This window comes from Streptomyces yerevanensis, from assembly GCF_000716805.1.
GTDB classification, from domain to species: Bacteria; Actinomycetota; Actinomycetes; order Streptomycetales; family Streptomycetaceae; genus Streptomyces; species Streptomyces flaveus.
The window spans coordinates 47916-61437 of sequence record NZ_JNWJ01000051.1; the positions used below are offsets into that span (position 1 = coordinate 47916).

The window sequence follows — 13522 nt, forward strand, 5'->3', positions numbered from 1 at the left end:
GGGTGCCATGCCGCACCCCCTCGCCCCGCATCGGCATGGGCCCTGTGACAGGCCGCACCCCGCCGGTCAGTCCCGGTCAGCCGAAGACGGCCAGGCTTTTCGCCTTGCCCTTCTGCTCCTCCACCAGCGCGAGGAACCGCCCCTCGGGATCGAACACCCCGACGGTGCCGGCCCCCGCGTACACCTCGGGCATCTCGAGCCGGACCCCGTTCGTCAGCAGCCGTGCCCTCTTCGCGTCCACGTCCCAGCGCGGGAACGCGGCCGCGGCGGCCTCCGCCAGAGGCATCACGGTCAGCTCCTGCTGGAGCTGGTCGAGCGTGCGCGCGGAGTCGAGCTTGTAGGGGCCGACACGGGTGCGGCGCAACGCCGTCAGATGGCCGCCGACACCCAGGTCGGCGCCGAGGTCGCGGGCCAGCGCACGGATGTACGTCCCCGAGGAGCAGACCACCGAGACGACCAGGTCCAGTACGGGCGTGCCGTCCTCGGCGACGGCGCCCCGGACGTCGTACACGGAGAAGGAGGAGACCTTGACCGGCCGGGCCGGGATCTCGAAGTCCTCACCCTCGCGGGCCCGCTTGTACGAGCGCACCCCGTCGATCTTGATGGCGCTGACCTTGGACGGCACCTGCATGATGTCGCCGGTGAGCTTGGCGATCCCGGCGTCGATGGCGTCCCGGACGATACCCGAGGCGTCGGCGGAGGCCGTGATGTCACCTTCGGCGTCATCGGTGACGGACGTCTGCCCGAGCCGAATCGTGCCCAGGTACTCCTTCTCGGTCAGCGCGAGATGGCCGAGAAGCTTGGTCGCCTTTTCCACGCCGAGGACGAGGACGCCCGTCGCCATGGGGTCGAGGGTTCCGGCGTGTCCGACGCGGCGTGTCTTCGCGATCCCGCGCATCTTGGCGACCACGTCGTGCGAAGTGAAGCCCGACGGCTTGTCGACGATGACCAGGCCGTCGGGCGTCCGGTTGTTCTTCTGGGTCATGCCGGGGCGTCGCCGTCCGTCTCTGGCGTCTCGTCCTCTTCGTCCGGCTTCTTGTACGGATCCGCGTCACCCGCGAAGCTGGCGCCGGCCGAGACCTCGCGTACCTTCGCGTCCGAGGCCCGTGCCTTGTCGAGCAGGTCCTCGATGGTCTTGGCGGTGTCCGGCAGGGCGTCCGCCACGAAGCTCAGGGTCGGCGTGAACTTCACGCCCGCCGCAGCCCCGACGGCCGAGCGGAGCACGCCCTTGGCGCTCTCCAGGCCGGCTGCCGCCTCCGCCCGCTCCTCGTCGTCCCCGTACACCGTGTAGAAGACGGTCGCCTCCCGCAGATCCCCGGTGACCCGGGTGTCCGTGATGGTGACGTGGGTACCGAGCCGCGGGTCCTTGATCCCGCGCTGCAGCTTCTGGGCCACCACCTCTCGGATGAGGTCCGCCAGCCTCTTCGCCCGCGCGTTGTCGGCCACTGGTCCGTCTCCCTCTTTCTTGCCTGTTCCGCGTATCCGCGTGTGCCGCGGGTGTCCGCGTGCACAGTCCATCGTCGTGCACGGTCAGTCGTCGTCGCCGTGCAGCCGCCGTCGTACGGACAGCAACTCCACCTCCGGCCGGCCGGCGACCATGCGCTCGCACCGGTCCAGTACGTCCGTCAGATGCCCCGTGTCTCCCGAGACCACCGCAAGGCCGATCTCGGCCCTGCGATACAGATCCTGATCGCCCACTTCCGCCACGCTCACCGCGAACTTGCGCTGGAGCTCCGCCACGATCGGCCGGACGACGGAACGCTTCTCCTTCAGCGACCGTACGTCGCCGAGAAGCAGATCGAAGGACAGAGTCCCCACGTACATGTGTGTGTCCGGATGTCCCGCCGGTACGGGGTAGATGACCCGCCAAGCTCTTGGCAGGGACGTCGAGAACGGTACAACGGGGGGCCGGTTCGGCTCGACGGGGTTTTCGCCCCCGCCGCCCCTACCCGTCCCGGGGTCGGCCCCGGACCCCGCTGAGGGCTGCACCCCCAGACCCCCTTCGGGGCTTCGCCCCGGACCCCGTTTCGGGGGCCAGCCCCCGGACCCCCGCTCCTCAAACGCCGGAGGGGCTGATTTTCAGCCCGTCGTGGGGGTCCCCCCGCTCGAGCGAAGCCGAGAGTGGGGGAGTTTGAGGACGAGGCCGTTCAGGCCGATACGGGGGTCTGGGGGCGGAGCCCTCAGGAAACGGGAAGGTTGGCCGGCGGAACCCCGCCGGCCAACCTCAGGCACCCGTGTTATCCGCGGGGCTTCTCCCGCATCTCGTACGTCGCGATGACGTCATCGATCTTGATGTCGTTGAAGTTGCCGAGGTTGATACCGCCCTCGAACCCTTCGCGGATCTCGGTGACGTCGTCCTTGAAGCGACGCAGACCGGAGATGGTGAGGTTCTCCGCGATGACCTTGCCATCGCGCAGCAACCGCGCCTTGGTGTTGCGCTTGACCTCGCCGGAGCGGACCAGCACACCGGCGATGTTGCCCAGCTTGGACGAGCGGAAGACCTCGCGGATCTCCGCCGTGCCGAGCTCGACCTCTTCGTACTCCGGCTTGAGCATGCCCTTGAGGGCCGCCTCGATCTCCTCGATGGCCTGGTAGATCACCGAGTAGTAGCGGACGTCGACGCCCTCGCGCTCCGCCATCTGCGAGGCACGACCGGCCGCGCGGACGTTGAAGCCGATGACGATGGCGTCGGAGCCGGTCGCCAGGTCGATGTCCGACTCGGTGACCGCACCCACACCACGGTGCAGGACACGGATGTCGACCTCTTCACCGACGTCGAGCTGGAGCAGCGAGGACTCGAGAGCCTCCACCGAACCGGACGCGTCGCCCTTGATGATGAGGTTGAGTTCCTGCACCAGACCGGCCTTGAGGGCCTCGTCCAGGTTCTCCAGGGAGAACCGGACACCCCGGCGGGCGAAGTTGGCGTTCCGCTCACGAGCGGCACGCTTCTCTGCGATCTGACGGGCCGTACGGTCCTCGTCGACGACGAGGAAGTTGTCGCCGGCGCCCGGGACGTTGGTGAGACCCAGGACCAGGACGGGGGTCGACGGACCCGCTTCCTCGACGTTGTTGCCGTTGTCGTCGAGCATCGCCCGGACACGGCCGTACGCGTCGCCGACCACCATCGTGTCGCCGATGCGCAGCGTGCCGCGCTGGACCAGGACCGTCGAGACGGCACCACGGCCGCGGTCGAGGTGGGACTCGATCGCAATACCCTGCGCGTCCTGCTCCGGGTTGGCCCGCAGGTCGAGCGAGGCGTCCGCGGTGAGGACCACGGCCTCCAGCAGGTTCTCGATGTTGAGGCCCTGCTTGGCGGAGATGTCGACGAACATCGTGTCGCCGCCGTACTCCTCGGCCACCAGACCGAACTCGGTGAGCTGACCGCGCACCTTGGTCGGGTCGGCACCCTCGACGTCGATCTTGTTGACCGCGACCACGATCGGCACACCGGCCGCCTTGGCGTGGTTCAACGCCTCGATCGTCTGGGGCATCACACCGTCGTTGGCCGCCACCACGAGGATCGCGATGTCGGTCGACTTGGCACCACGGGCACGCATGGCGGTGAACGCCTCGTGACCCGGGGTGTCGATGAAGGTGATCCTGCGCTCTTCTTCGTTGACCTGGGTGGCGACCTGGTACGCACCGATGTGCTGCGTGATACCGCCGGCCTCGCCCGCGACGACGTTCGTCTTGCGGATGGTGTCGAGCAGTCGGGTCTTACCGTGGTCGACGTGACCCATGACGGTCACGACCGGCGGACGCGGCGCGAGGAACTCCTCGCCGCCCTCGTCCTCGCCGAACTCGATGTCGAAGGACTCGAGCAGCTCGCGGTCCTCCTCCTCCGGGCTGACGATCTCGACGACGTAGTTCATCTCGCCGGCGAGCAGCTGGAGGGTCTCGTCGGAGACGGACTGCGTGGCAGTGACCATCTCGCCGAGGTTCATCATCACGGCGACGAGCGACGCCGGATTGGCGTTGATCTTCTCCGCGAAGTCGGTGAGGGACGCACCGCGCGACAGGCGGACGGTCTGTCCGTTGCCGCGAGGCAGCATCACGCCGCCGACCGACGGGGCCTGCATGGCCTCGTACTCCTGGCGCCTCTGCCGCTTCGACTTGCGGCCACGACGCGCGGGACCGCCGGGACGACCGAAGGCGCCCTGCGTGCCACCACGGCCACCGGGACCACCCGGACGACCGCCGAAGCCGGGACGGCCACCGCCGCCACCGGGACCACCCGGACGACCGGCGAAACCGCCGCCACCGCCACCGGGGCCACCGGGACGACCGGCGAAACCGCCACCGCCACCGGGGCCACCGGGACGACCGGCGAAGCCGCCGCCACCGGGACGACCGCCGCCGCCACCGCCGGGACGACCGCCGCCACCGGGACCGCGGCCACCGGGGCCACCGCCGCCGGGACGCGGGCTACCGGCAGCCGGACGCTGCGGCATCATTCCGGGGTTCGGACGGTTGCCGCCGGGGCCGCCACCGGGACGCGGAGCGCCACCGGGACCACCCTGCGGACGAGGCATGCCGCCCGGAGTCGGACGGTTGCCGCCGGGGCCGCCGCCGGGACGCGGAGCGCCACCGGGACCACCCTGCGGACGAGGACCACGGTCCTGGCCCGCGCCCTGGGGACGCGGAGCACCCGGGGCACCGGGGCCGCCAGGTCCACCGGGGCCAGGACGTGCACCGCCCGGACGGGGCGCCTGCGGGCGCGCCATACCGGTGGAGCCACCAGAGGTGAACGGGTTGTTGCCCGGACGCGGGCCGGCCGGACGGCCACCCGGACGCGAGCCCTGACCACCCGGACGCGGAGCGCCCTGACGGTCACCGCGGTCACCACGGCCCTGACCGCCGCCCTGAGCGGGACCACTCGGACGAGCGCCCGGCTTCGGGGCACCCGGACGGGCACCACCCGGACGCGGACCTGCGGGAGCCGCGGGACCTGAGGATGCCGCAGGTGCCGCGGGTGCCGCAGGAGGCGCCGTGAACTCGGGCGCGGCCGGAGCCGGAGACGCCGGAGCGGGCTTCGGCGCGGGCGGCTTGGGACCCGGCGTCGGACGCGGACCCGGAGTGACCGGCCCACCGGCCGGAGCCGCGGGCCTCTCCGCGGCCGGTGACTTCGGGGCCGGCGGACGCGGGGCAGCCGGACGGGCGGCCTGCGCCGGAGAGGGGGAGGCCGGCCTGGCGGGCGCGGCCTTGCGCGGGGCGGGCTTGCCGCCGCCGTTGCCCTGCTGGAGGGCGTCAGTCAGTTTGCGTACTACGGGCGCTTCGATCGTCGAAGACGCAGAACGGACAAATTCACCGAGTTCTTGGAGCTTGGCCATGACGACCTTGCTCTCAACCCCGAACTCCTTGGCGAGTTCGTATACCCGGACCTTAGCCACTTCGCTCCTTTTAGGTCCGGGTTGCGTCCGGACCGTCGCTACTTCATGGGCGTACTCATCGCGTGCTCATCGAGTGCTCATCGCAATCTCGACCTACTTCCAACTCGCGGGGTACCAGGGCCGCACGGGGTTCCGTGCGACACGTCTTACGGTGTTGCCTTCTCGGCAACGGTCTTCTCGACGGCTAGGCGCAACGCCTTTGTGTCGAGCGGTCCCGGGGCACGCAGCGCCCGTGGGAACGCCCGGCGGCGCACCGCCAGATCGAGACAGACCAGGGCGGGGTGTACATAGGCACCCCGGCCGGGCAGCGTACCGCGATGATCGGGGACGCAGGCGCCCTCGATCGCCACGATGCGCAGCAGATCGTCCTTGGCCGCTCGCTCCCGGCACCCCACACACGTGCGCTCAGGGCATGCTCGGGCTGACGTCCGGCCAGACACAATCAAGTCTACCTCCCCGCACCGACCTCACCCCTTTGGGGCATGAATCGAACGGTTGCCGCGTATAAAACTGTCGTGATCTCAGCGACCGGGAGGCGTGATCTATTCCCCCCGCTGGTCCCCGGCCTGCTCACCGGTCTGTTCCGTGTCCGGACGGATGTCGATCCGCCAGCCGGTCAGCCGGGCGGCGAGCCGGGCGTTCTGCCCTTCTTTGCCGATGGCCAGGGACAGTTGGTAGTCGGGCACCGTCACGCGCGCGGAGCGGGCGGCGAGGTCGACGACCTCGACCTTGGAGACCCGGGCCGGGGAGAGCGCGTTGGCGACCATGTCGGCCGGGTCGTCGGACCAGTCGACGATGTCGATCTTCTCGCCGTTCAGTTCGGCCATGACATTTCGCACACGGCCGCCCATGGGCCCGATGCAGGCACCCTTGGCGTTCAGGCCCGAACGGGTGGACCGGACAGCGATCTTCGTACGGTGCCCCGCCTCCCGGGCGATGGCGGCGATCTCGACGGATCCGTCGGCGATCTCCGGCACCTCGAGGGCGAAGAGCTTCTTCACCAGATTGGGGTGCGTCCGGGAGAGTGTCACCGAGAGCCCACGCACACCCTTGGCCACCCGGACGACGTACGACCTCAGCCGCATCCCGTGCTGATACGTCTCGCCGGGAACCTGCTCCTGCACCGGCAGGATGGCCTCCAGCTTGCCGATGTCCACGAGTACGTTCTTCGGGTCGCGGCCCTGCTGGACGACGCCGGTGACGATGTCGCCCTCGCGGCCCACGTACTCGCCGAGCGTCGCGTCGTCCTCGGCGTCCCGCAGGCGCTGCAGGATGACCTGCTTGGCGGTGGTGGCGGCGATGCGGCCGAAGCCGGTCGGGGTGTCGTCGAACTCGCGGGGCTCCTGGCCCTCTTCGAGGTCCTCGGGGTCCTCCTTCGCCCACACGGTCACATGGCCGGTCTCGCGGTTGAGCTCCACGCGTGCGTGGCGGCGGCTTCCCTCGGTGCGGTGATACGCGATGAGGAGGGCCGATTCGATCGCTTCGACCAGCAGGTCGAAGGAGATCTCCTTCTCCCGTACCAAGCCCCGCAGGGCACTCATGTCGATGTCCACGGCTACGCCTCCTCTTCCTTCTTGTCCTTGCGGCTGAACTCGACCTGGACGCGCGCCTTGGCGATGTCCTCAAAGGCGAGCCTTCTGGCGGTGGCCTTGCGCCCCTTCACACCGGGCACTTCGAGGTCCACGCCCTCGTCGTCCACCTCGAGGATCCGGGCGAGAAGCTCGCCCCCCTCGGTCAGCTGGAACCTCACCAGCCGGCCGGTGGCGCGTACGTAGTGACGGTGTTCCCTGAGCTCGCGCTCCGCACCTGGGGTTCCCACTTCGAGGGTGTACTCGCCCTCGCCCATCGCGTCCGTCTCGTCGAGCTTCGCCGAGAGCACGCGGCTCACTTCGGCGATCTGGTCGAGGTCGGCACCTTCGTCGGAATCGACGACGACGCGCAGCACACGCTTACGCCCGACCGAGTCCACTTCGATCTCCTCGAGATCGAGTCCCTGGGAGCTGACGAGCGGTTCCAGCAGTCCTCGCAGCCTCTCGCTCTGGGTGGTGCTCATCCGGGTGACTCCTCGGCCGCGTGTGCTGTTGTGGGTAGGTCGCGTGTCAGGTCAAAGGGTATCGGGTCCAGGAGGGTGTTGCGTTCCACCGGCATCACCGCGGGTTACCTTGATCCGGGGCAGGCGCACCCGGAACTCCGGTCGCCGCCCTTCCTTTCGTACGAGCCTGCCGAGGACGTCTGCCTTGTCGTTCACCCCGCCGTCGCGCTCGCCCTCGGGGCCGCGCCGAAGGAGCCTGCTCGCCTCAGCCGCCGGTGCGGGAGCCGCGCTGCTCACCGGCTGCTCCGCCTCCGACTCCTCCTCCGAGACCACCAAGGGGAGCACTTCCGCCGCCGATCGGGCACGCGCGCGCGCGGCACGCGACAGCGAGGGGCTCGCGGCGCGGTACGAGGCCGTGCTCGCCGCGCATCCGGCGCTGGCGGCGCGGTTGTCGCCGCTGCGGGCGGAGGTCGTACGGCATGCGGAGGCGTTCGGGGGCGGGAAGCGGGCGTCTGCCACACCCAGTGCCTCGGCGTCTTCGGCTTCTTCGTCTCCCGCTGCTTCCGCGAGTGCTCCGGCCGCAGGCGTTCCGGCCCGCGAGGAGGACGCCCTCGCCGAACTGGCCTCGGCCGAGCGGGCGTTGGCGGACCGGCGTACGAAGGCGCTGGAGGAGGTGCCGGGAGAGCTGGCTCGGCTGCTGGCCTCGGTGGCGGCGGCCGGTGCGGTGCACGTGTACTTGTTGGCGGAGGGTAGGAAGTGAGCGGGTCTCAGAGTTCCTGGAGTTCCGGGGAGGCGGCGGCCTTGGTCGAGCTGAAGGCCGTGCAGGCCGCGCTGCGTGCCGAGCATGCCGCGGTGTACGGGTACGGGGTCGTGGGCGGAAAGGTGGGCGAGGAGCGGCAGGCTGAGGCGCAGGCGGCGTACGACGCGCATCGGGCCCGGCGCGACGGGCTCGTGCGGGCCGTGCGGGACCTGGACGGGAAGCCGGAGTCGGCGGCGGCCGCGTACGCGTTGCCGTTCCCGGTGACCGACGCGGACGCGGCTGTGCGGCTCGCCGTCGAGTTGGAGGAGCGGGTGGCCGGTGTGTACTCGGATGTCGTACGGGCCGCCGAAGGTGCGCGGCGGCGCGATGCCGCTCAGGCCTTGCGGGAGGCGGCGGTGCGGGCGGCACGCTGGCGTGGCGGGAGCGTAGCCTTCCCTGGTCTCGCCGAACGGGCCGCCCCGGCCGCGGTGCCGACAACACCCCGCACGTAACAGTCGTTCACGTCGAGCACGTCGGAAGGGAACACTCGCGTATGGCTTTCGAACCGCCGCAGCGGCTCGTCAGGGCGCTCGGCGAGTCGTCACCGGCCGGTGACGACTGGTTGGAGAAGCTGCCCGAGACGGCTCGACAAGCCGTCGCGGTACGCGAGTTGACCGTGGAGCGGGTGCAGGTGCCCGGCGGGCGCAGCAGTCTTGTGGTGCTGGTGCGGCTGCCGGACGGAACCCCCGCCGTCCTCAAGCTCGCGCCGCCGCGAGCGCGGCCGGAGAGCGAGCGGGCCGCGCTCGCGCACTGGGACGGACGGGGCGCGGTACGGCTCCTCGAGTCCTCCGGGCTCCCCTCGACCAGTGGTGTGCTGCTCCTGGAGCGGCTGCATCCCGACCTGTCCGTGCGGTCGTTGCCCGAGGCGAAGTCGATGCTGGAGGCGGCCGGGACGCTGCGGCGGCTGTGGGTCGAGCCGCCTGCCGGGTACGCCTTCGAGACCGTGGCCGAGCGGACGGGACGGCAGGCCGATGCGATGCGGGCGAGTGCCGACGCGGAGGCGCTGCCGCTGGTCGACGCGGCGCTCGCGGCCCGTGAGCAGTTGCTCGCGGCTCCGCCGGAGGAGCGTCTGCTGCACGGCACCTTCCGGCAGAGCAAGGTCCTCGCCGGTGAACGCAGCCCCTGGCTGGCCGTCGGTCCCGATCCCGTCGTCGGCGAGTGCGCCTTCGATCTGGCCCGCCTGGTCCGCGACCGCGTCGAGGACCTGATCGCTTCGCCCGCCGGGGCCTCGACCACACGCCGCCGGGTGAAGCGTCTCGCGGAGTCCCTGGACGTGGACCAGGAGCGGCTGCGGGGGTGGACGCTGTTCCGGGCCGTCGAGTCGGGGGTACGGGCCCGGCGGGTGGGGCGGGTCCAGGACGCTGAGCTGTTGCTGGAGTTCGCGGGCTGGCTGTGAGGGGGCTCGCCCCGCCGCGAACTTCCCGCACACAGCCCCCCGTTACGCCGTCAGGCGAGCGATGGCCTCGGCCACCGTCAGCTCCTCGCGTTCCCCGGTGCGGCGGTCCTTGAGCTCAAGGACGCCCTCGGCCGAGCGGCGGCCGGCCACCAGGATCTGGGGGACGCCGATCAGTTCGGAGTCCGTGAACTTGACGCCCGGTGAGACGCCGGCCCGGTCATCCACCAGGACGCGTACGCCCGCCGCGCCCAGCTTCTCCGAGACGTCGAGGGCCAGTTCGGTCTGCAGGGCCTTGCCTGCGGCGACGACGTGCACATCGGCCGGGGCCACCTCGCGAGGCCAGCACAGGCCCTGCGAGTCCGCCGACTGCTCGGCCAGCGCGGCCACCGCACGTGAGACACCGATGCCGTACGAGCCCATCGTCACGCGAACCGGCTTGCCGTTCTGGCCGAGGACATCGAGCTGGAAGGTGTCGGCGTACTTGCGGCCCAGCTGGAAGATGTGACCGATCTCGATGGCGCGGCCCATCTTGAGGCCGGTGCCGCAGGCGGGGCAGGGGTCGCCCTCCTCGACGACGACCACGTCGAGGTAGTCGTCGACCTCGAAGTCCCGGCCGCAGACCACGTTGCGGGCGTGCTTGTCCGCCTTGTTCGCGCCCGTGATCCAGGCCGTACCCGGCGCCACGCGCGGGTCGGCGATGTAGCGGACCTTGTCCAGGCCCTGCGGGCCGACGTAACCGCGTACGAGATCCGCACGGCCCACGAAGTCCTCGGCCGTCACCAACTCCACCACCGCCGGAGCCAGATGCTCGCCCAGCTTGCCGAGGTCGACCTCGCGGTCGCCGGGGACGCCGACGGCGACGATCTCGCCGTCGACCTTGACGAGGAGGTTCTTGAGGGTGGCGGAGGCCGGCACGCCCAGGTGCTCGGCGAGGGTCTCGATGGTCGGGGTGTCGGGGGTGTCCAGTTCCTCGACCGGACCGTGCTCGACGCCTTCGACCGGCGTGAGCGCGAAGGTGACCGCCTCCGTGTTGGCCGCGTAGTCGCAGGCCGGGCAGTCCACGAAGGTGTCCTCGCCAGCCGCGGCGGGCGCGAGGAACTCCTCCGAGGCCGAGCCGCCCATCGCGCCGGAGACGGCTGAGACGATGCGGTAGTCGAGACCGAGGCGCGCGAAGATCTTCTGGTACGCCTCGCGGTGCAGCCCGTACGACTCCACCAGGCCCTCGTCCGTGGTGTCGAAGGAGTACGAGTCCTTCATCTGGAACTCACGGCCGCGCAGCACACCGGAGCGGGGGCGGGCCTCGTCCCGGTACTTGGTCTGGATCTGGTAGAGGATCACCGGCAGATCCTTGTAGGACGAGCACTGGTCCTTGACGATCTGGGTGAAGATCTCCTCGTGTGTGGGGCCCAGGAGATAGTCGGCGCCCTTGCGGTCCTTGACGCGGAAGAGGAGATCGCCGTACTCGTCCCAGCGGCCCGAAGCGTCGTACGGCTCACGCGGCAGCAGGGCGGGCAGCAGAACCTCCTGGCCGCCGATGGCGTCCATCTCCTCGCGCACCACACGCGCGACGTTCTCGAGGACCTTCTTGCCCAGCGGCAGCCAGGTCCAGATACCGGCCGACGTGCGGCGCACGTAACCGGCGCGGACGAGCAGCTTGTGGCTGAGCGTCTCGGCGTCCGCCGGGTCGTCGCGCAGTGTCTTGACCATCAACCGGGACATGCGCTGGACCTGGGCCATGATTCTTAACTCCTGCCGGATAAGGGTGATGGCTAGGAGGTTAGCCGGGCGGTACCGGGGGGTGGAAATCGATTGGCGCCCCGGCAGCTAGCGCCTGCGGAGGGGAAGGTGGGCACCCATCACCGCGTACGGCTTCGGGGCGCTGGGGAACAGGACGTTGCGGGCCAGGTCCTGGTAGCCGAGTGAGTGATAGAGGCCGCGGGCCGGGCTGTCCGTGTCGATGGCCGAGAGGATCGAGCGGGGCTGGGTGGCGGCGTCCGTGATGGTGGTGATCAGGGCTCGGCCGATGCCGCGGTTCTGGTAGTGCGGGTGGACGTGCAGCTCGGTGATCACGAAGGAGTCGTCTAGCCAGGCGTCGTGGCCCTGGCTGCGCAGATAGGGCTCGACGACGGTGGACCACCAGTGCGCACGGTCGTTGGGCATGCCGTAGACGAAGCCGACGAGCCGGCCGCCGGGGGTGGTGGCGCCGAGTGCGCGGGCGCCGGGGTAGGTGAGATGCCGCAGCACGATCTGCCGCCGTACGGCGATCTCGTCCGCGCCGAGCCCGAAGGCCACGGCCTGCACGGCGAGCGCCTCATCGATCCGCGCGGCCAGATCCAACGGGCCGATGACGACGTCGTCGGGCGTACGGGGGCCCTGACCGGGGATGCGAAGCATGCCCGGAGACTACCTGTGCTTTGCGCTCCGCTGGGTTGAGCCGGGTGAGATCGGTTGTCGTTCGGGTGCGGGTCGTCTGTGGCTGGTCGCGCCCGCGCGGCGGAGCCGCAAATGTCACAGCCCCGCGCCCCTGAGGGGCTGCGCCCCTTTCGGGGCTCGCCCCGAGAACAGCGCGCTCTGGAACAGGACGATTCAGAACAGCACGCTCATGAACGCGCCGATCTCCTTGAAGCCGACCCTGCGGTACGTCGACCGCGCCGCCGTGTTGAAGTCGTTGACGTACAGGCTGACGACCGGGGCCACGTCCGCGAGGGCATAGCGCAGGACGGCTGCCATGCCGGGGGCCGCGAGGCCCTGGCCGCGGTATTCGGGGGCCACCCAGACGCCCTGTATCTGGCAGGCCTGTGGGGTCGCGGCGCCGATCTCCGCCTTGAAGATCACCCGGCCGTCCGGGCCGAGACGGGCGAACGAGCGCCCGGAGCCGACGAGTTCGGCGACCCGGGCCTGGTAGAGGAGCCCGCCGTCACCGGCGAGCGGCGAGATGCCGACCTCCTCGGTGAACATCGCCACGCAGGCGGGCAGGATCGTTTCCATCTCGTCCTTGCGGATGCGGCGGACGTACGGATCCGGGGCGATGTCGGAGGGCACCCGGTCGGTGACCATCAGGGGCTGTTGGGGGCGGACCTCGCGGGCGGGGCCCCAGTTCGGCTCGAGGAGCCGCCACAGCTGGGCGGTGGCCTCGGCCGGGCCGACTATGGAGGAGCAGCGGCGGCCCGCGCGACGGGCCCGGTCCGCGAAGGCGCGTACGGCGCGGGGGGTGGCGCAGATCGGGACCAGGTTGGCGCCCGCGTAACAGAGGGACGTCAGCATGCCGTCCTCGTACCAGCCCCACATCTCGCCGCCGAGCCGCCACGGGTCGAGGCCCGCGATCTGCACCCGGGAGGTCACGAAGGCGTTCACGACCGGCTCGCGGTCGAGGACGGCGAGCGCGGCGTCCAGGTCACTCGGTTCGAGGACCCTGGTGGTGGTCTGCGTCAACACGTACGGGGGCCTCACCCTGGGATCTGCTGATTCCCCGCACTGTACCTGGCGAATATTGGCGGCGCCGCCCGTTGGCGGGGGCCTCCCCCCGCCGCGCCTCCCGTCAGCCCGCCACCGAAACCGAAGGCTCCCCGGAGGCGATCCCGTCCGCCTCCATCTGTTCGGCGATCTTCATGGCCTCGTCGATCAGGGTCTCCACGATCTTCGACTCGGGCACCGTCTTGATGACTTCGCCCTTCACGAAGATCTGCCCCTTGCCGTTGCCGGAGGCGACCCCCAGGTCCGCCTCCCTCGCCTCACCAGGACCGTTCACGACGCAGCCCATCACCCCCTCGGAGAGCAGCGCCCCGAAGGCCACCGCCGACTTGATCGTGCCCTGGAAGGCGGGGCCCGCCTCCGTCACGCCCAGGTGCAGCGGGTAGTCGCACTGGGCGGCCAGCTGCCGGTAGGCGTTGACCATCACCACCGGG

14 protein-coding genes are annotated in these 13522 nt (G+C 70.6%); 3 read left to right on the forward strand and 11 right to left on the reverse strand.

Going from position 1 to position 13522, the window contains the following annotated elements:
- Positions 1 to 76 precede the first annotated feature (76 nt).
- The 7 genes from truB to rimP all read right to left on the reverse strand — a co-directional run bounded on the left by truB (position 77) and on the right by rimP (position 7443).
- On the reverse strand, positions 77 to 985 hold the full coding sequence (gene truB / locus OP79_RS37420; protein ID WP_033326868.1) for a tRNA pseudouridine(55) synthase TruB: 909 nt from the start codon (positions 983 to 985) through the stop codon (positions 77 to 79).
- A complete protein-coding gene (gene rbfA / locus OP79_RS37425) occupies positions 982 to 1446 on the reverse strand; it encodes a 30S ribosome-binding factor RbfA (protein ID WP_033326869.1) in 465 nt (154 codons plus the stop codon). The genes truB and rbfA overlap by 4 nt, the downstream gene beginning before the upstream one ends.
- A gap of 84 nt (positions 1447 to 1530) precedes the next feature.
- The gene (locus OP79_RS37430) at positions 1531 to 1824 is read right to left on the reverse strand and encodes a DUF503 domain-containing protein (protein WP_033326870.1); all 294 of its coding nucleotides are present in this window, start codon (positions 1822 to 1824) and stop codon (positions 1531 to 1533) included.
- A gap of 413 nt (positions 1825 to 2237) precedes the next feature.
- The gene (gene infB, locus OP79_RS52590) at positions 2238 to 5390 is read right to left on the reverse strand and encodes a translation initiation factor IF-2 (protein WP_078492251.1); all 3153 of its coding nucleotides are present in this window, start codon (positions 5388 to 5390) and stop codon (positions 2238 to 2240) included.
- A 146-nt stretch (positions 5391 to 5536) separates the two neighbouring features.
- Complete coding sequence (locus OP79_RS37450) at positions 5537 to 5830, reverse strand: YlxR family protein (protein ID WP_078492252.1); 294 nt, start codon at positions 5828 to 5830, stop codon at positions 5537 to 5539.
- Positions 5831 to 5932: 102 nt separating this feature from the next.
- Positions 5933 to 6943 (reverse strand): transcription termination factor NusA, encoded by a 1011-nt coding sequence (gene nusA, locus OP79_RS37455; RefSeq protein WP_033326875.1) that lies wholly within the window; start codon positions 6941 to 6943, stop codon positions 5933 to 5935.
- Between the two features lie 2 nt (positions 6944 to 6945).
- Positions 6946 to 7443, reverse strand: a complete 498-nt coding sequence (gene rimP / locus OP79_RS37460) for a ribosome maturation factor RimP (protein ID WP_033326876.1) — start codon at positions 7441 to 7443, stop codon at positions 6946 to 6948.
- Positions 7444 to 7627: 184 nt separating this feature from the next.
- On the opposite strand from rimP, the gene OP79_RS37465 reads away from it, so the two are divergent.
- Genes OP79_RS37465 through OP79_RS37475 form a run of 3 tightly spaced genes read left to right on the forward strand, consistent with a single transcriptional unit; the run spans position 7628 to position 9617 of the window.
- A complete protein-coding gene (locus OP79_RS37465) occupies positions 7628 to 8182 on the forward strand; it encodes a hypothetical protein (RefSeq protein WP_033326877.1) in 555 nt (184 codons plus the stop codon).
- Between the two features lie 41 nt (positions 8183 to 8223).
- Positions 8224 to 8673 (forward strand): ferritin-like domain-containing protein, encoded by a 450-nt coding sequence (locus OP79_RS37470; protein WP_033326878.1) that lies wholly within the window; start codon positions 8224 to 8226, stop codon positions 8671 to 8673.
- 41 nt (positions 8674 to 8714) lie between these two features.
- The gene (locus OP79_RS37475) at positions 8715 to 9617 is read left to right on the forward strand and encodes an aminoglycoside phosphotransferase family protein (protein WP_033326879.1); all 903 of its coding nucleotides are present in this window, start codon (positions 8715 to 8717) and stop codon (positions 9615 to 9617) included.
- 42 nt (positions 9618 to 9659) lie between these two features.
- Here OP79_RS37475 and OP79_RS37480 read toward each other — a convergent pair whose 3' ends face one another.
- From OP79_RS37480 to OP79_RS51105, 4 genes are all read right to left on the reverse strand, one after another.
- Positions 9660 to 11354 (reverse strand): proline--tRNA ligase, encoded by a 1695-nt coding sequence (locus OP79_RS37480; RefSeq protein WP_033326880.1) that lies wholly within the window; start codon positions 11352 to 11354, stop codon positions 9660 to 9662.
- 87 nt (positions 11355 to 11441) lie between these two features.
- Entirely contained in the window at positions 11442 to 12011 is a 570-nt protein-coding gene (locus tag OP79_RS37485; RefSeq protein ID WP_051745208.1) for a GNAT family N-acetyltransferase, read from the reverse strand.
- Positions 12012 to 12203: 192 nt separating this feature from the next.
- On the reverse strand, positions 12204 to 13052 hold the full coding sequence (locus OP79_RS37490) for a GNAT family N-acetyltransferase (RefSeq protein WP_033326881.1): 849 nt from the start codon (positions 13050 to 13052) through the stop codon (positions 12204 to 12206).
- Between the two features lie 103 nt (positions 13053 to 13155).
- Positions 13156 to 13522: flavodoxin-dependent (E)-4-hydroxy-3-methylbut-2-enyl-diphosphate synthase (locus OP79_RS51105; protein WP_033326887.1), on the reverse strand; the 367-nt coding region annotated here is incomplete at its 5' end.